General features: G+C 61.9%; 15 protein-coding genes. 9 read left to right on the forward strand and 6 right to left on the reverse strand.

Features of this window, described 5'->3' with window-relative positions; all coding sequences use genetic code 11:
• Positions 1–209 precede the first annotated feature (209 nt).
• The 6 genes from L6R21_18415 to L6R21_18440 form a co-directional block, all read right to left on the reverse strand.
• Positions 210–617, reverse strand: a complete 408-nt coding sequence (locus tag L6R21_18415) for an ImmA/IrrE family metallo-endopeptidase (GenBank protein ID MCK6561172.1) — start codon at positions 615–617, stop codon at positions 210–212.
• Positions 614–2,527 (reverse strand): hypothetical protein, encoded by a 1,914-nt coding sequence (locus tag L6R21_18420; GenBank protein ID MCK6561173.1) that lies wholly within the window; start codon positions 2,525–2,527, stop codon positions 614–616. Before L6R21_18420 ends, L6R21_18415 begins: the two co-directional genes overlap by 4 nt.
• A 237-nt stretch (positions 2,528–2,764) precedes the next feature.
• Positions 2,765–3,820, reverse strand: a complete 1,056-nt coding sequence (locus tag L6R21_18425) for a threonine/serine dehydratase (protein MCK6561174.1) — start codon at positions 3,818–3,820, stop codon at positions 2,765–2,767.
• A 156-nt stretch (positions 3,821–3,976) separates the two neighbouring features.
• Positions 3,977–5,713, reverse strand: coding sequence for a S8 family serine peptidase (locus tag L6R21_18430; protein ID MCK6561175.1), 1,737 nt, complete (start codon positions 5,711–5,713; stop codon positions 3,977–3,979).
• 189 nt (positions 5,714–5,902) lie between these two features.
• Entirely contained in the window at positions 5,903–6,820 is a 918-nt protein-coding gene (locus tag L6R21_18435; protein ID MCK6561176.1) for a fumarylacetoacetate hydrolase family protein, read from the reverse strand.
• A gap of 508 nt (positions 6,821–7,328) precedes the next feature.
• Positions 7,329–7,763 carry a hypothetical protein gene (locus L6R21_18440; GenBank protein MCK6561177.1) on the reverse strand — a complete coding sequence of 145 codons (435 nt, stop codon included), beginning with the start codon at positions 7,761–7,763 and terminating at the stop codon, positions 7,329–7,331.
• 121 nt (positions 7,764–7,884) lie between these two features.
• Between L6R21_18440 and L6R21_18445 the strand changes: the two genes are divergently transcribed.
• The 9 genes from L6R21_18445 (at position 7,885) to L6R21_18485 (ending at position 16,822) form a co-directional block, all read left to right on the forward strand.
• Positions 7,885–8,433, forward strand: a complete 549-nt coding sequence (locus L6R21_18445) for a hypothetical protein (protein MCK6561178.1) — start codon at positions 7,885–7,887, stop codon at positions 8,431–8,433.
• A gap of 233 nt (positions 8,434–8,666) precedes the next feature.
• The gene (locus tag L6R21_18450) at positions 8,667–11,063 is read left to right on the forward strand and encodes a polysaccharide biosynthesis tyrosine autokinase (protein MCK6561179.1); all 2,397 of its coding nucleotides are present in this window, start codon (positions 8,667–8,669) and stop codon (positions 11,061–11,063) included.
• Positions 11,064–11,202: 139 nt separating this feature from the next.
• Positions 11,203–11,796 (forward strand): UpxY family transcription antiterminator, encoded by a 594-nt coding sequence (locus L6R21_18455; GenBank protein ID MCK6561180.1) that lies wholly within the window; start codon positions 11,203–11,205, stop codon positions 11,794–11,796.
• Positions 11,781–12,080 carry a lasso peptide biosynthesis PqqD family chaperone gene (locus L6R21_18460; protein ID MCK6561181.1) on the forward strand — a complete coding sequence of 100 codons (300 nt, stop codon included), beginning with the start codon at positions 11,781–11,783 and terminating at the stop codon, positions 12,078–12,080. The genes L6R21_18455 and L6R21_18460 overlap by 16 nt, the downstream gene beginning before the upstream one ends.
• Positions 12,064–12,495 (forward strand): lasso peptide biosynthesis B2 protein, encoded by a 432-nt coding sequence (locus L6R21_18465; GenBank protein MCK6561182.1) that lies wholly within the window; start codon positions 12,064–12,066, stop codon positions 12,493–12,495. The genes L6R21_18460 and L6R21_18465 overlap by 17 nt, the downstream gene beginning before the upstream one ends.
• A complete protein-coding gene (locus L6R21_18470; protein MCK6561183.1) occupies positions 12,492–14,318 on the forward strand; it encodes an asparagine synthase-related protein in 1,827 nt (608 codons plus the stop codon). The genes L6R21_18465 and L6R21_18470 overlap by 4 nt, the downstream gene beginning before the upstream one ends.
• 58 nt (positions 14,319–14,376) lie before the next feature.
• Positions 14,377–14,544, forward strand: a complete 168-nt coding sequence (locus L6R21_18475) for a hypothetical protein (GenBank protein MCK6561184.1) — start codon at positions 14,377–14,379, stop codon at positions 14,542–14,544.
• A gap of 123 nt (positions 14,545–14,667) precedes the next feature.
• Positions 14,668–15,681, forward strand: coding sequence for a hypothetical protein (locus tag L6R21_18480; protein ID MCK6561185.1), 1,014 nt, complete (start codon positions 14,668–14,670; stop codon positions 15,679–15,681).
• On the forward strand, positions 15,674–16,822 hold the full coding sequence (locus L6R21_18485) for a 50S ribosomal protein L11 methyltransferase (protein MCK6561186.1): 1,149 nt from the start codon (positions 15,674–15,676) through the stop codon (positions 16,820–16,822). Before L6R21_18480 ends, L6R21_18485 begins: the two co-directional genes overlap by 8 nt.
• The last annotated feature ends 122 nt before the right edge of the window (positions 16,823–16,944 follow it).

The raw sequence follows: 16,944 nt of genomic DNA on the forward strand, positions 1-16,944 counted from the left end.
TTCTGTTGCATCACCTGGGCCTTCATCTGCCCGCGCGCCTGACCCAAAACGCAGAGTTGTAGTGAAGACTTTTTGACACCTTCTATTGAAAATACTAAATTTAGATCCAGCAACTGCGGAAGTTGGGCTAGTCAAGTTGATCCCGTCAATCCTCTCAAAGAAATCTCGCCGGAACATCGGCGTCGGTTCCTGGGCGCGGCGATAGCAAGTCAGGCAAACATCAAGGCGCGGGCAAACGCCTCGGCCGCTTGTTCCTGCTCGCGCAGATTCAACGCGGGCGCGGGCGGCGTGTCCAAGCCTCCGGCGCAGGCATACAAACCGTGAAAGATTTCATGGCAGCAGGTGAACCGCACGCCAAAATCCTCCTGCAAGAATTGCCGGCGCACCGGTTGCATAAACAGGCGAATCGTCCGCGTGTCCCCTTCCCAAACCGCCAGCCGCGCCGTGGGAAAGTGCGGCGCATCTTCCGCCTCGCAGACCACACGCCACCCCATATCCGCCGCCAGGCGAAACGGGTTGTTGCCGAATCGTCTGATTGCCCACGCGGCCAACCGCCGTCCGCAGCTTACCGCTTCTGCCCGGCCCTCCCCTTGCTGTGGTCGTCGTGTCGGTATCATCCCGTCGTGCGCTCCAGATGGACGTCGGAGGAAGTCGAATCCGGGCCCCGGCCTTTGGCCGTGCCGGCGGCGGAGGCATTGATGGATTTGAGGTGTTTGCGTACGGTGCTGAATAACCAGGCCGTGAACAGCAGCCAGATCACCATGGCGGTGCTGTACAACAGCGTCCGCTGCAGCCCGCCCCAGGGCGTCAGATGAGTCAGGATGGTCGCGAGCATCAGCCAGGGCAGCGCGAGCATCAAGCCCTGTAGAATCGGCGTGCTGCGCAAAAGCGTTCCCGGCCCGACGTTTTGCGCCGCAATGTCGGAGCTGCCGCCCGTAGTCTGCACCGGCGCCGTCTGGTAGGAAAAGCCGCGGTTGAAAATGGCCGCGAAAATGATGCGCAGAACTTCGACGTGCTCGAAATAGGCCGAGTGGCTCTTCATCGGATCCGGAAATTGATAACTGGCGACCTGGCAGTTGTCCACGCGCAAATGCGGCAGCAGCTTGTTGCAGGGCGTTTCGAGTGAGCTGCTCACCAGATCGGCGCGATCCCAGAAGTTGATCCAATGAATGTGAGGCTTGTGCTCCACGGCAAACGGCACTTCGCCGAGATCACCGCGCAGTTCTTCGACCACGCGATTGTAGCGGTGCAGCTCGCTCTTTTGACTTTCAAAGAAGTAGTGCACTTTGTCAACCGGGCTGCCGAGCGTGATGAAATGCTCGATCTTGCCCAGCGGCAACGGTGCATTCAGCGCCGCGCGCGGGTCCCGGTGATGGGCGCGATTGTTGCGCCCCAACTCGAGCAGTGCGTCATGCGCGATGGTGGTGCCGAGGCTGTGACTGAGGATGGCAACGCGCCTGCAATCCTTGTCGCTCAACACGTGCTGCAACATCTCCACCGCCACCCGCAGCACCTCCTTCCGCTTGCGGTATTTCTGATTCGTTTCTTCATACGTCGTCCAGAGCTGTACATCACCGACATAATCGCGCAGAAAGCCGCGAATACGGTATAAGCCGTAGAGAGTGACCAGCGTCAGCACGGCGGCCACGAACAAATGCAAGCCGCTGAACTGCTCGATTTGCTGCCAGCGCAGAGCGTTCTGCAGCAGCAGCACCATCTCGTTGATGCCGGCGGTTTTGAACAAGATTGCCACGCCGATCAGCGCCACCGCCGCGAGCGCGGCGAATGCCAAAAATCCGATGAGCAGGACGACCAGAAAAGTCGCCAGCATCGCCAGAGTAAAGCCTTCCGCGCGGTTGTGGCTGCCGCGCCATTGCTTTGCCAGCGCCACGACCGCCGCCAGCCGGTCGGCCGCAATGTGTGGCGAACGGCGCAAATGGTCGAGGAATTCTTTGAACGTGCCCTTGCGGTACGTGTCGCGCGCCTCCGCACCTTCGAATTGGTCGTAGGCTTGCAGCAGGGCTTTGAGATCGGATTCCGGCACCGGCTGGCCGCGCCGCATTTCCAAATCCGCCCACAGGCGGTACAAGGCAGCGCGTTTCACCCGCGGCCGCAGCCGCCAGGGCGTTCTGCCCATGCGGGCCGGCGTGGCCAAACGGCCGAGCAGCCAGGTCGTCACCTCGCGCGTCGAGACTGCCCCCGCCATCAGCGGCGCCCAGTAGACTTCATAGAAACGAAATTCCGAATTGTGGCTGCCGTTTTGATGAGTGACGTGCAAATAGGCAACCGGCTCTTTGCGTTCGCCGCGCCCCGGTTCGAGCCTCGCCTTGATCTTCCCCAACAATCCCACCTTCTCGGTCTTCTCGACATTCCGTGCAAAGCGGTCCAGGCTGTCAACCACCCGGCTGACTTCCTCGTACCGGCGCTGGCTGCCCATGCCGTGAAAATAGACTACCGCGGTATATTCCGAGGAAGCTGTTTCCGGCTGGCCGGGCGCGGCGGCCGGCGTTTCTGAAATGGATGACATGTTCGTGGCCTTTGGCTGACAGAGGAGGAACAGATCCGCGAGAGTATTAACATCGCCCTCACGGAAGGAAAAGCATCAGGACTCCCTTCCTGACGCTGCTGAATCAGGATGGCACAAGTCCTGCGCAGCACGAGGGGCGCGCAGGTGAACCACCTCAAAACAAATGGGCGCAGCCGGCGCACGCGCGGTGTTTGCTAGCGGCCGGCGAGAGCGCCGCGCGTCGATCTCCGGGTGCTTTCAAGCAGCATACTGCCCGCTGGCGGCTTCACCGCGGCGGAGATATTCTGCAAAAGCAGAAGCCGCGAGATTGGCGCCGCAAACGATCAAGCCAACCTGCTTGCCGGCCAGCCGCGCGCGCAGCGGCCCGAGCAGCGCCGCGGTGGCAGCAGCGCCGGCCGGCTCCACCGCCAGCTTCATTTCGTGAAACAGCACATACAGCGCCGCGCACAACGCCTCATCGTCGACGCGGACGAGTTCATCCACGAACCGGCGGCAGAGGGCAAAACTGTAGGGCGCGGCATGCGGCGCGCCCAAGCTGTCGGCAATGGTGTTCACTTTCGCGATCGATTCCGGCTGGCCTGAGGCAAAGCTGCGAAACATCGTATCAGCGCCAAAAGGCTCGACGCCAATGATGCGGCACTGCGGATGGCGTTGCTTCATGGCCGCGGCCACCCCGCCGCACAAGCCGCCGCCCCCGATCGGCACAATGACCGCGTCGAGCGCCGGGCATTGCTCGTCAAGCTCGAGGCCGAGCGTGGCCGTGCCCAATGCAATCTCCGGACCTTCAAACGGGTGAATGAAGGTGCGTTTCTCTTCCGCTTCGATTTTGACCGCGGCAGCAAAGGCGGCGTGCACATTCTCAACGAGAACGACTTCGGCGCCAAAAGACCGGCACAGCGCCACGCGGGCCGGATCCGAAGTCTGCGGCATCACGACTTTCGCGGTGGTGTTGAACACTGCTGCGGCATAACCGACGGCCGCCGCGTGATTGCCGGCGCTGACCGCGGTCACGCCCCGCGCCAATTGTTCCGGCGTAAGAGCGAACATGCGCGTGAGCGCGCCGCGTGGCTTGAAGCTGCCGGTGTATTGCAGCAATTCGAGCTTCAGATAGACTTCAGTCCCTTCACTGAAGCGGCGGCTGCGCCACTGCCAAACCGGCGTGACGCGGATGAGATCGCCCAACGTCTGCCGGGCGGAACGAATGGCAGCAAGGGTGGGAGCAGGATCACTCAACACGGGATCGATCGGCGGATAGGAGAGGCCAGCACGAAACTCACGGACAATGCCGGGCAAGCGGGGTTGGCGATTGCCCGGGAGCATTCGTGCAAGAATGACAAAGCAAACCAGCCGGACACGCGATGCAATTATGCTGCAGGACAGGATTGGCAGGATTGAAAGAGAGCAAGCGTAATGATCTCTCCAGCAATCCTGCCAATCCTGATGATCCTGTCAACGCTTGCGGCGGCGTAACAGCCACAACGGAATCAAAAAGAAGGCGAGATTCAGCGGCGTGCCCAGCGCGAATTTCGTGGTGGCACTGGCGCCGTTGAGCGCCACGGCCTGCTGGCCGCAACAGCCGCCGCCATCACCCGGATCCGGCTCGCTCGAAATCTTGAAGCTGTAAGTCGGGCCAAGCGTGCGATTGCCCTGATTATCCGTGGCGAGCACCATGTAGTTGATCTCGGTGTTCAGCGGTTGGCCGGGAATGCTGGCCGAATACATGTCGGCGGTGCCGGTGGGCGGCATATTGAGCGTGTCCGCCGCGCCGCCGTTGAGCATATAGATCAGGCGCACTTGCGCCACACTGCCGTCATCCACCACGCCGGTTTGCACGGGATAAGGCCCGGCGGTATTGGTGGTATTGCGCCAGTCCGTGGTCAGGGCGATTAGCGGATTGGTGGAAAGGGCATTGGCCGCGTTCAAACGGCCGCCGGAGGCCATGCGGTCGATAAAGGCGGATTTGCGATCAACGCTGCCCAGCACCCGAATGATCGCCTGCTGCACCGTGAGCTGCGGATACTTTGCCCACACCAGCGCGAACACGCCGGAAACATGCGGGGTCGCCATGCTGGTGCCGCTCAGCAGTTGATAGCGGCTCAGCGGCCGGCAGCTCAGAATGCTGGAGCCGGGCGCCGCCAGGTCAACGGTGGACCGGCCATAGTTCGAGAAGCTGGAGAGATTGTCGTTGCGATCGGAACTGGCCACCGCGACCACGTTGGCCACGCCATAATTGGAGGGGTAGTTCGCGGTATTGTCGTTGTTGAGGCCGTCATTGCCCGCGGCCGCCACGAAAACCACGCCGCGTTGATTGGCATACTTGATGGCGTCTTCGAGCGTCTGCGAGGCCTCGCCTCCCCCCCAACTGTTGCTCAGCACTTTGGCGCCGTTGTTCACCGCATAAATGATGGCCTCGGCCGCCGCCGCCGTGGTGCCGGAACCATCCTGCCCCAAAAACTTCAGCGGCATGAGCTTCACCTGCCAGTTGACGCCAACCACGCCCTTGCTGTTGTTGCCGATCGCGCCCACGGTGCCGGCGCAGTGCGTGCCGTGATCGTTGTCGTCGTAGGGATCGTTGTTGTTGGAGACGAAATTCCAGCCGCGGAAATCATCGACGTAGCCGTTGCCGTCATCGTCGATGCGGTTGTTGGCCTTGGCCCCGCTTTCTCCCGGATTGTTCCAGAGGTTGGCCTTCAAATCCTCGTGGTCATAGTCGATGCCGGTGTCGATGATGCCGACGATGAGATTGGGATCGCCGGTGGTGAGGCCCCAGGCTTCCGGCGCATCGATGTCGTTGTCGTTGGATTGGTGCATGCCGTAGAGATCGTTGAAGCGCTCATCGTTCGGAAAAACCGGTGGCGTTGCCGGCGCGCCATAGATGTAAAGCTTGTAGTTGGGCTCGGCATACTCCACTTCCGGCCGGGCGCGGAACGTTTGCAGCACGGCTTCGAGATTCCGCCCTGCCATCACGCGGCCCAGCATGAACTGCTGATTGCCGAACGCTTTGACCTGCGCCAGGCCGGCGCTGGCCATGGCGCTGGCATCGACCGGCCCCGTGGTTTTGTATTTCACGATGATTTCGCCGGGAACGATTTGTGGCTTGTTACGAAACGAGGGCTGGGCAAAAGCCGGTGCAGCCAGGCCGCACACCGCCGCGATCGTCAGCAAACGTCTACCGATTTCCTTCATGAGGTTGTCTCCTTGCTCTTGTGAATGTAACGCTGATCCAACTCCTGCCCGCCTTTGCCGTTGGCAAACGCGGTCAAGCAAGACCTGAAATCACTCCTTGAGACACTAAAGCGCCGATGCGATTCCTACAATTTCTTCAGGGAGAAAGATGGGATGTTTTTGAACTCAATTTGACGATGCGGGGCCGGTCTAGACAATCGGATTGATCAACTCGCCCAGTCCCGCAATGCTGGTCACCATCACTTCGCCGGGATGCAACGGGCCCACGCCCTCGGGCGTGCCGGTGGCGATGAGGTCGCCGGGCTGCAACGTGCAAAAGCGTGAAACGTAGCTCACCAGCTCGGCCACCGGAAACACCATGTCTGCCGTGCTGCCGCTTTGCCGGGTTTCGCCGTTGATCGTGAGCGTGATGGTGAGCGCCTGCGGGTCGGAGACGCAGCCGCGCGGAATGAGATAGGGCCCCACCGGGCAGAACGTGTCGAAGCTCTTGGCGCGAAACCAGGGCAGCCCCGCGGCCGTGTCTTTCTTTTGCAGCTCGCGCGCGGTGACGTCGTTCAGGATCGTGTAGCCCGCCACATAGTCCAGCGCCGCGCGGCTGGCGAGGTTCGCTCCGGTCTTGCCGATCACCACGGCCAACTCGGCTTCGTGGTGAATGGCGCCGACATTGGCGGGCAGGCGCACGGCTTCTTGATGGGCAAGCAAAGCCGAGGGCGACTTGCAGAAAAAGATCGGTTCGGTGGGCAGCGGATTTTTCAGCTCGCGGGCGTGCTCGCGATAGTTGCGGCCGATGCCGATGATCTTTTGCGGCCGCGCCACCGGCACCTGGAAGGCATGCGGTTCGCTGAGAATCAAATCCCTCAACGGCCGGAACTCCTGCAACGTCAGAAAAACCTCATCGAAGGTCTCGCTGTGAAAGACGTCGATTTCCAGCATCACTTGCAGGAAGTTGAGCTGCGGCGCCTTGTTTTTGAGCTTGATCTGCTTGAACAAATCCCAGGCGCGGGAGAAGTTGTAAGCGGTGGCGCGTTTGCCCGAGCCGGGCTCGCTCCACTCCACGCCGATCATGGGAAGATTGTTCTTGTCCAGGTAGGCAAATGCGCGGGTCACGTGCGGTCCTTTTCGCTGGGATGCCTGCCGCCGTCCTGCCAGCCTCGCGGTCTCGCGGCACAACAGCGGCGCAACGAGGGGTGAATCAAACCAGCGGCGTTCGCGAGAATCGTTTCTCCGCCGCAAAATCGACGGCTATGGTAGCAACAAATGCCTCCAAAGGCAAGCCCAAATTTGGCCGGAGGGCAACGTCGTTCTGCCGGAAATCTTCCCAGGCTTCACGGCAGCGCTCGTGCTGGGGAAGGTGATTGCAACATGACATCGGAAGACGGAGAGAAATCATGGCAGAAAGTGAATGCCGGCCGCCGGCAGGCGCAATTGCGCGCGGGCAATTTTTGCCGGGAAAAAGCCCGAGGCCAGCCTACTTTTCCGGCCGGCAGTCCGAGGTCACCGTGCTGTGGGAACAACCAGTGCGCGGTTGTCTCAAAAAGCATTTCCGTCACCACTGTCATCCCGTAAGGATCCTGTGAAGATTGCGGCACACTGCCGTGTCATTCGCCTCAAAGGCTCACAGCCGCGACGCAGAGCCGCAAAGGTTCCGCGAAGAAATGCGTGAGGCTTCCTTGCGGCGGGCGTGAGTTTTCTTGCGGTTCCGGCTCATCCGGATCGAGAGGATGGAATTCGTATCCGGTGGATTCCGCAATTCCTGTCCGCAAAACTGTTGCAATCGCTTGACCCGGCGACCGGCTGCAACGCGCAGCAACCCCGGCACGCCTTCAAACGCCCGACTCTTGGTCACGGTACTGTCAAACCTGTGACCAAGTTGTAACCCTTCGTGTTGTGCCCCTGCAACTTTTCTCCCCGTTTTCAGCATTTTCAGTTCTGCGGCGGTATATATCCTGCAAAGTTTCATTCTGGCAGCACGCCCAGTTCTTTTCATTCCTGATAAATGCCGGTTGTGCCCGTGGCCGTGTTCACCCGTTGCGCGGCCGGGCGGTGCCATGCCAGGTTCACGCTTTTCGAGACTTTCAGCCCTGAGGCGATAAGACAGCGGCTCGCAATGGTGCGGCAAGGGATTGCCCGCGCGATTGCAAGACCACCGAGGTTATGCAGGGAGCAGACGATTGAATTCAGCTCAGCAAGGATTGCTCAGCGTTATGCGCGTACCGATGGGCACGGCCGCCGGCCAGCCGTTGCCTTTGTCTTGCGCCGGCCGGCCGATTTGCCAGGCGCCGGTACACTTTCCTCGGCAAATGTGGCATTGTCACCGCGGTCAGGAAGAGTCCGGGGAATGCCTCACGCCCACTCAACTCATTCAATCCTTTTTTGTCTCCCTGCCCTCCGATCCAATTCAGGCATGCTTCCATTTCTGCGCGATGCGGGTTGCGGCATTGTCCGCTGCCGCCGCTTCCTTTTGCCGGAGCATCGTTCATGCTGGTCAGGCAAGCTGCGGTTCTGCCGGTGTGTTTGCCGCCGGGAAAATGCCCAAGGCAATGACCCTGGCAGCAAGAGTCCGGCATGCCGGTTTTGCATTTACGCCGCGCCGAGGTGACTGCTTGCCGGGCATTGCCGTTTCTTTGAGAAAATATTTAACAGAAACTGTGCAATTCCTTCTCAGAAAATCGATATGCGGATCGGCGCCAGTCCGGGTGTTTCGCGGCGAGACATCATGATGTCGAAATTTTGGGCGGAGCGATGGGGCGGAGGGCAAGGCGGCTGACCCTGGCACTGGCTTTGCGTTGCGGCGGAGGAAGAGCTGTGAGGCGCAGTAGCCGGATGGAAATTGGGGCGGTGGTTGTGAGGTCCATTACACGGAATGTGACTGACATGGCGGAGCTGTGTCTGGACGTGCCGGTCCGCGGTGCTTGCACTTCCGTTTGGCCGTTCCCCTCGCATGAGCGCTGCAATGAAAGAAAAAATCATACGCCAGACCACACCGGTCACCGACTACCTGCGCATCCTGTATCGCAGCCGGTGGGTCATCGCCGCCTGCTTTCTGCTGGTGCTGGCGGTCACGTTCTATTTGAATTTCACCGCCGTGCCGCTCTATCAGGCGAACGCCAAAGTCATGGTCAAAGTGGAGTCCAACCTCGGGCTGCCCATGTTCGACGCCAGTGCCTATTGGCAGATGGAAACCATGATCAGCAACCAGATCGAGATCATCCGCGGCCGCGCGATCGCCAAATCCGTCGCACAAAAACTCCTGGAATCGCCCCAGGCCGCCGAGCTGCCGATGCTGCAATCGCACAGCGATGCCAAGAGCCGGTGGCAGCGGCTGGCGGAGGCGGTGGGCGCCATGCTGGGCCGCAGCGCGGAGGACGATGCCAGCCGGCGGCAGCAGGAAAACATGCGGCGCGACGTCGAAGAGCTGGCGCGCACCCTGCCGGGTTATCTCACGATCGCGCCCATCCGCAACACCGACATGATCATGATCAGCGCCACCTCCGAAGATCCGCGCGAGGCCATGCTGGTGGCCAATGCCTATGTCGAGGCGTTCAGCGATCTGAACCGCGCCATGAGCCAGGCGGAGGTGCGCCAGGTGAAGAACTTTCTGGAAAACCAACTGAGCGTGATTCAGCAGCAGTTGGCGGAATCCGAGATTGCCCTGAAGGAGTTCACCGAAGCGCAGGGAACCATGACGCTGCCGGATGAAGCCAACAGCCTGGTGGAAAAACTGGTGGAATTCGAATCGCTCTACAAGGAATCCCTGGCCGAACTGGAATCCTCGCGCCAGCGCCTGCGCTTCATCGACCAGCAACTTGGCCGCAAGCTCGAAATCGAAGTGACGGCCGCCACTTCCTATCTGGAGGAATTGCAGCGCGAGATGGCGGCGCTGCAGCAGGAGCGCGCCTCGCAAGTGGCTTATCTCGTCAACAACGGCAATTACGAGGAAAAGAATCCGCGCCTGCAGCAACTCGACGGGCAGATTCACGCCTTGACGCAGAAATTCAAAGAAGAGTTTGCCCAGCACGCCGCGGAAGATCTCGTCGGCCCGCAGGCCCTGCACGACGAGTTGTACCTGCGCAAATTCGAAGTCGAAGCCTCGCTGCAGGCGCTGCAGCCCAAGGTGGCCTCGCTGCAGGAAATCGTCGCGGACTACACCCGCAAGCTCGAAAGCCTGCCGGAGAAGAGGCTGGTGCTGGCGCGGCTGCAGCGTTCGGCGCAGGTGGAGGAAAAGATTTACCTGATGATGAAGCAGAAATACGAAGAGCTGCGCATCACCGAGGTGGGCCAGCTCGGCGACGTGCGCATCATCGAGCCCGCGGAGATTCCGGAGGAGCCGCTCGGCCCCAACAAGCGGCTCAATCTCATCCTGGGCATGCTGTTCGGATTGAGTCTGGGCGTGGGCCTGGCCTTCCTGATCGACATGCTCGACAACTCGGTGCGCACCGTCGAAGATCTGGAACGCATGGGCCAGCCCGTGCTCGGCTCGATTCCCTTCATCAAAGAGGCCGAGGCGCTGCAACGCCTGAAAACTTCGCTCAACGGCTCGACCAACGGCGTGCACAACGGCGCGACCAACGGCAGCGCGCACGCGCCGGCCAACGGCGAAGGCTGGCGCATGGCGGCGCGTTTGATCAGCCATTTTGCGCCCAAATCACCGATTGCCGAAGCCTATCGCACGCTGCGCACCAACATTCAATACACTCATGTCGACAAGCCGTTGCGCACTTTGCTGGTCACCAGTCCCGGACCCGGCGACGGCAAGTCGACCTCCGTGGCCAATCTCGCCATCGTGATGGCGCAAATGGGCACTCGCGTGTTGCTCATTGATGCGGATCTGCGGCGGCCGGTGCTGCATTCGGTGTTCAAGCTCGACCGCCGCATTGGCTTGTCGAATGTGCTGGCGGGCCGCGCCGAATTTGGCGAGGCCATCGCGCCGACGGACATCGACAATCTTCATGTCATGACCTGCGGCACGCTGCCGCCCAATCCCTCCGAGCTGCTCGGCAGCAGCACGATGCAGCGCACCATCGAGGCGCTCAAGTCCGAGTATGAAGTCGTGCTGTTCGACAGCCCGCCTGCCATCGCGGTCACCGACGCCGCGGTGCTGGCGCGCCTGGTGGATGGTGTCTTTCTGGTGGTGAAGGCCGGGCACACGAGCAAGGAAGCCACTTTTCGGGCGCATACCCTGCTGCAGCAAGTCAAGGCGCGTGTCCTGGGCACGCTGCTCAATTCCGTCAAGATGGAAAGCATGTACGGCAGCTATTACTACTATTACCACTACCACTACTACACCCACAACACCAACGGCAAGCTGCCGAAGCAACAGCGCAAGCTGCTGGCGTGGCCGTGGGCCTAGGCTGGTCATAGGTCGAAGATCGTAGGTCGTAGGTAGCGGATCGTAGGTCGAAAGTTGGAGACCAGCTCAAATCATTGACAAGCAGGCAATCGCGACCCATCACCAACCACCTACAGACTGCAGACTATTTCCGATAACCATGCAAACATCGACTCTACAAAACCTGACACGACACTGGTACGCGCTCTATACCCGGCCGAATTTTGAGAAGCGCGTGGACCGTGAACTGCGGCGCATGGGCTTGCACGCGTATCTGCCGCTGCGGCCGGTGTTGCGGCAGTGGAGTGACCGCAAGAAGTGGATCGAGTCGCCGCTGTTCTCCTGCTACGTCTTCGTGCAAGCCGATGCCAAAGAACGGCTGCTCTCGCTCACGCCGGAAGGGGTGGTGCGCATGCTCGGCCAGCACGGCCAGCCCTCGATCATTCCCGAATATGAAATTGCCACGGTGCGCAAGATGCTGGCAAATGATCTCGATCCCGAGCCGATTCCGCATCTCGTGCCAGGCGATGTGCTGGAAATCACCACCGGCCCGCTCGCCGGTTTGCGCGGGGTTTTGCGCTCGCTGCAGGGTCAGCAGCGCTTCATCATCGCCTTCGAGTCCATAGGCCAGTCGCTGGCCATCAACATCGATCCGCGCCAACTGCGCAAGCTCACGGCCGGCCAGGCACAGTGGGCGGGGCAGGGCCGGGCAGGGCAATCCGCCGGACACGTGCGCGAATGGAACGCACGCTGACCGCATCCACGCGCGTGGTCGCCGCCCCCGAGCAGATCTTCTCCGATCTCGGTGGCGAGATCGTGATCCTGAACGTGGCCTCCGGCGTCTATCATGGCTTGGATGAGGTCGGCGCCCGCATTTGGCACCTGCTGCAGCAGCCCATCACCGTCGCTGAACTGCACGCCACCATTCTGGCGGAATTTGAGGTCGAAGCTGAGCAGTGCCGCCAGGATATTCTGCAATTGTTGCATGAGTTGCTCGATGCCGGTCTGATCAATCTCGTCGATGCTCCCTCTGCCTAAATTCCTGCGCGGGCCGCGGGCAAAACGAATTCTCTGGCTGCAGACTTTCGCGCTGCTCTGCGCGGTGCGCGTGGGATTGTGGCTGCTGCCCTTTGCAACGTTGCGGCGGTTGCTGACCCAACTCAGCCGGCGCCGCAGAACCGCCAACCTGCCTCTGCCCGCGCTGCTCCACGCGCTCACCGTGCTCAGCCGGTTCGTGCCGGCCGCCACTTGTCTGGTGCAGGCGCTGACCGCGCACACGCTGCTTGTGCGCCATGGCCACGCTGTCGAATTGCACATTGGCGTGGCCAAGGCCGGCGCAGCCAGGTTGCATGCGCATGCCTGGGTGGAATTGCACGGCCGGGTTTTGATCGGCGCCGTCGCGGATTTGGCGCGCTACACGCCCTTACCTCTCTCGGTGGCGCTGCGTTCATGAGCGGTATCGTTGGCATTCTCCAACTCGACGGCGCGCCGGTGGAAGGCCGGCTCTTGCAGAACTTGACTGAGGCCATGGCCTTCCGCGGACCGCAGGCGCAAGCGATTTGGGTCCAGGGGAGAGTGGGATTGGGCCATGCGCTGCTGCCCACGACGTTGGAATCACAGCGGGAACAGCAGCCCTGCAGCCTGGACGGCGAGGTGTGGATCACCGCCGACGCCCGTCTCGATGATCGCGCCGGCCTGCAGCAGCGCCTGGCCCCGCGGGGCGGTCATCTCGCTGCTGCCACCGACGCGGAGCTGATCCTGCATGCCTATCGAGCCTGGGGCGAAGCGTGCGTGCAGCATCTGCTCGGCGATTTTTGCTTCGCCCTTTGGGATGGCCGCCAGCAGCGCCTGTTTTGCGCCCGCGATCATTTCGGCGTGAAGCTGTTCTACTTCGCCCAAGCCGGCAACACCCTGGTGTTCAGCAACACGCTCAATGTGATTCGCCAGCACCCGGCCGTCTCCCGCCGGCTGCACGAACCTGCCATCGGCGACTTTCTGTTGTTCGGATACAACGTCGACGCTGCCACCACGACTTTTGCAGATATTCGCCGCTTGATGCCGGCGCAGATCTTGACTGCCAGCGGGACACAGGTTCACGCACGCCGCTATTGGCAGTTGCCCATCACCGAGCCGTTGCGTTTCACCCGGCCGGCGGACTGCGTTGATCGCTTCAAAGAACTGCTGCAACAGGCGGTGACTGACCGGCTGCGCACCGATGGCCTCACGGTGTGGATGAGCGGCGGCCTCGATTCCACCAGCGTGGCGGCATTGGCAGCCGCCCGCCAGGTCGAATCCGGCCGGCCTGCCACGCTGACCGCCATGTCGGTCTACTACGACGACTTGATTCCCGATGACGAACGCGAGTATGCCGAGTTGGCCGGCCGCGCGCTGAATCTGCCGATTCACTTCTTGCCGGGCGACCGCTACCCGCTGTTCGAGGGCGGCAGCGCAACTGCCCCACATTACCCCGAGCCGGTGGAAGAACCCATGACCGCGCTGCTCACCGACCAATTGCAGACCAGTCTCGCCAACGGCAACGTGGTGTTGACCGGCGACGGCGGCGATGAGCTGCTGTTTCCCTCCGGTCTGGCGCAGATGGCGCGCAGCCTGCCGCTGCCGCAGGTGTGGCACGACGCGTGTGCTTATGTCCGCAGCCACAAGGAGCTGCCGCCGTTGGGATTGGGTCTGCGCGCCAAGCTGCGCGCGTGGCGGCAACGAGCGCCGGTGGCGGACGACTATCCCAACTGGCTCAATCAAAGCTTCGCGCAGCGCTGCGGCTTGCCGGAACGTTGGCGTGCGGTGACACGGCCCAAAGCCGAGGTCAGGCATCCGCTGCGGCCCGGCGCGTACTACCGCCTCACCATGCCCTATTGGCAGAGCGTGCTTGAATTCAATGACCCGGGCGTGACCGGCGCGCCGCTGGAGTTTCGCCTGCCCTATCTCGATCTGCGATTGGTGAATTTCACGCTGGCGCTGCCGCCGCTGCCGTGGTTCGTGGATAAGGAATTGTTGCGCCGTGCCACCGCCGGCCTGCTGCCGGAGAAAGTGCGGCGCCGTCCCAAAACCGCGCTGCGGGAAGACTCGGTGGTGAATCTGCTGCAGCGGGAAGAAATGCCATGGCTGGATGATTTCACGCCCGTGCCAGCGCTGGCGGAATTCGTGACGCGCGCCGCCGTGCCCAAAGTCACGGGCCGCCCGCTGAACGACGGTTCGGATCCCTACGTGCATCTGCGGCCGTTTGTGCTGAATCGCTGGCTGCAGCACATGCAAGCCTGAGGGAACAGCTCATTTGGAGTGACATTGTGTTGATCAAACTCTTGGAATGGTGATGACGATGAGCAGCAATGACAAAAACACCCCGAAGAAAGCCTATCAGCGGCCACGGTTGGTGACCTATGGCGCGATTCGCGAAATCACCCAGGCGGTGGGCATTTATATGCGCCGTGACGGCGGCACCGCCAACATGATGAAACGCAGCCAGGCCACGAATCCCTTCGGTTAAACCAATGATGCCCACCGCCTCTTTTCACCCGTGCGGCGTGTGGTGAGCGTGCCCGCCGCAATCGCATTCAGGGACGGCGCGAGCCACCCGCCACTTTCAGATCTTGACTCGACTCCGGTCACCATGTGGCAATATCTGCTGTACGGCTTGGCGCTGCAATCCAATCAACCCATTCCCGGATTGGTGAATGAAGCAACGGCAACACCGGCAGCGATCGGGGTGCGCATTTGGTTTGCCGAAATGCCGCCGGCGCTGACCGCGGCTGCTGCGCAAACCGGGCGAGTCTGGCAGGAAAACGCCGGCTGGAATGATCACGGCCATCCTGCCGCCCGCCACCGCGACGAAGCGCAGCAGAGGTATTTCCGCATGGTCTTCAGCGACGGCGTGGAGTTTATCATCAACCGCAACGGCCGCGAGCTGGGCGTGACCTGGCCAGCGCAGTCTTCCGTGGAAGATGCCGCCACCTATCTCGTCGGCCCGATCATGGCCGTGATCCTGGCCCTGCAGCAGATCACTTGTTTGCATGCCAGTGCCGTGGCCATCGGCGAAGGCGCCGTGGCCCTGCTCGGCCCGTCCGGATCCGGCAAGTCCACCACCGCCGCTGTGTTTGCCCGTCTCGGCTATCCCGTGCTTGCTGATGATCTCGTGCCGTTGCGCCAGCGCCAGCACCGCTTTTGGGCGCAATCCGGTTATCCGGGTTTGCGCCTCTGGTCCGATACGGTTTCCGCATTGTTCGGCTCTGCCGAGGCCCTGCCGTTGCTGACGCCGACGTGGGACAAACGCTATCTTGCTCTCACCGCGCCGGCCTACAAGTTTCACCGGGAAGAATTGCCGCTCACGGCCATCTACTTTCTCGATGAACGCAATCCCGGCGCCACTGCCGCCGTTCAGCCGCTCGCGCCGCGTGCCGGACTGCTGGCCCTGCTCGCCAACAGCTACGTCACCCAGGATCTTGATCCGCAGCAGCGGCCGCGGGAATTCGAGCTGCTCAGTCGCGTGGCCTGGCACGTGCCGCTGCGCCGGGTGCAACCGCCGGATGATCCCGCCCACTTGCCGGAACTGTGCGCGGCCATCGTGCGCGACGCCGGCGCTTGCCGCGCGCACGCCACACCAGCACCTCTGCCTTCGCATGTATAACCTGTTCGACTACGGCGACATGATCGCCGATCGCGTGCGCTTCGAGGCTTATGGCAAGGCCCTGCGCCAGGCCCTGCGGCCCGGCGCGGTCGTGCTCGATCTCGGCACCGGCGCCGGCATCTTTGCGCTGCTCGCCTGCAAGCTGGGCGCGGCCCGCGTCTATGCCCTCGAAACCAATGATGCCATTGCCGTGGCGGCCGAGTTGGCCCTGGCCAACGGCTGCGCCGATCGCATCACTTTCATTCAGGAACTCTCCACCGCGGTGCATCTGCCCGAGCGCGTGGACGTCATCATCTCGGATTTGCGCGGGGTGCTGCCGCTGCTCGAACAGCATCTGCCTTCCCTGGTGGATGCGCGCGACCGGCTGCTGGCGGAGGGCGGCACACTCCTGCCGCGCCGCGATACGCTGTGGGCCGGCTTGCTGGCCGCGCCCGAGTTGCACCAACGCCACTTCCGGCCCTGGCAGGAAGATCTTTTCGGATTGGATACGCGGCCGTGCCAGCGCCTGCTCAGCAACCTCTGGCTGCGCGTGCAAGTCGAAGCCGGCAAGCTGCTCACCGAGCCGCAATGCTGGGGCACTCTGGATTACCGCACCCTCCTCGATCCCAACGTCAGCGCAGAACTGCATTGGCGCATGACGCAGCCGGGCACGGCGCACGGCCTTTGCCTGTGGTTCGATGCCGAGTTGGCGGAAAACGTTCGTTTCTCCAACGCGCCGGGCCAGCCCAAAACCATCTACGGCCAGGCCTTTTTTCCCTGGCCGCAACCGGTGGCACTGGCCGCCGGCGATGAAGTCGAAGTGACGCTGCAAGCCACGCTGGTCAACGATGATTATGTGTGGCAATGGCAAACCCGGGTGTTCGATTCCAGCCAAAGCGGCGCCGCCCAAGTGGAATTCAAACAGTCCTCGTTCTGGGGCGCGCCGCTTTCGCCGCAGCAACTGCGCAAACGCGCTGAGACTTTCGTGCCGAGCCTGAATGAAGACGGCCGGATCGCGCAGATGCTCTTGAACCGCATGAACGAGAATCTCGCTTTGGGAGAAATCGCCCGCCAACTCAGCCGGCAATTTCCGCAACGCTTTCCAAGTTGGCAGGCGGCGCTTACCCGCGTGGGAGAGGCGGCGAGGGTTTACAGCGAGTAGGTGAGGCGAGGGGGAAAGGGGCAAGGGGATGGGGGATAGGGGCAAGGGGCGAGGGGCGAGGGGCGAGGTTTGGCCCTTTGGGGCATATTTGGTCGTTGATTGTTGCTATCCTTTTGCCCTCT

Source organism: bacterium (genome assembly GCA_023150945.1).
Classification (GTDB): Bacteria; Zhuqueibacterota; Zhuqueibacteria; order Zhuqueibacterales; family Zhuqueibacteraceae; genus Coneutiohabitans.

Excerpts from the sequence above, each read along its gene's own strand:
- L6R21_18415 (MCK6561172.1), bottom strand. The coding sequence starts at position 617 with ATGATACCGACACGACGACCACAGCAAGGGGAGGGCCGGGCAGAAGCG.
- L6R21_18420 (MCK6561173.1), bottom strand. The coding sequence starts at position 2,527 with ATGTCATCCATTTCAGAAACGCCGGCCGCCGCGCCCGGCCAGCCGGAA.
- L6R21_18430 (MCK6561175.1), bottom strand. The coding sequence starts at position 5,713 with ATGAAGGAAATCGGTAGACGTTTGCTGACGATCGCGGCGGTGTGCGGC.
- L6R21_18440 (MCK6561177.1), bottom strand. The coding sequence starts at position 7,763 with ATGGCACCGCCCGGCCGCGCAACGGGTGAACACGGCCACGGGCACAAC.
- L6R21_18450 (MCK6561179.1), top strand. The coding sequence starts at position 8,667 with ATGAAAGAAAAAATCATACGCCAGACCACACCGGTCACCGACTACCTG.
- L6R21_18455 (MCK6561180.1), top strand. The coding sequence starts at position 11,203 with ATGCAAACATCGACTCTACAAAACCTGACACGACACTGGTACGCGCTC.
- L6R21_18460 (MCK6561181.1), top strand. The coding sequence starts at position 11,781 with ATGGAACGCACGCTGACCGCATCCACGCGCGTGGTCGCCGCCCCCGAG.
- L6R21_18465 (MCK6561182.1), top strand. The coding sequence starts at position 12,064 with ATGCTCCCTCTGCCTAAATTCCTGCGCGGGCCGCGGGCAAAACGAATT.
- L6R21_18470 (MCK6561183.1), top strand. The coding sequence starts at position 12,492 with ATGAGCGGTATCGTTGGCATTCTCCAACTCGACGGCGCGCCGGTGGAA.
- L6R21_18475 (MCK6561184.1), top strand. The coding sequence starts at position 14,377 with ATGAGCAGCAATGACAAAAACACCCCGAAGAAAGCCTATCAGCGGCCA.
- L6R21_18480 (MCK6561185.1), top strand. The coding sequence starts at position 14,668 with ATGTGGCAATATCTGCTGTACGGCTTGGCGCTGCAATCCAATCAACCC.
- L6R21_18485 (MCK6561186.1), top strand. The coding sequence starts at position 15,674 with ATGTATAACCTGTTCGACTACGGCGACATGATCGCCGATCGCGTGCGC.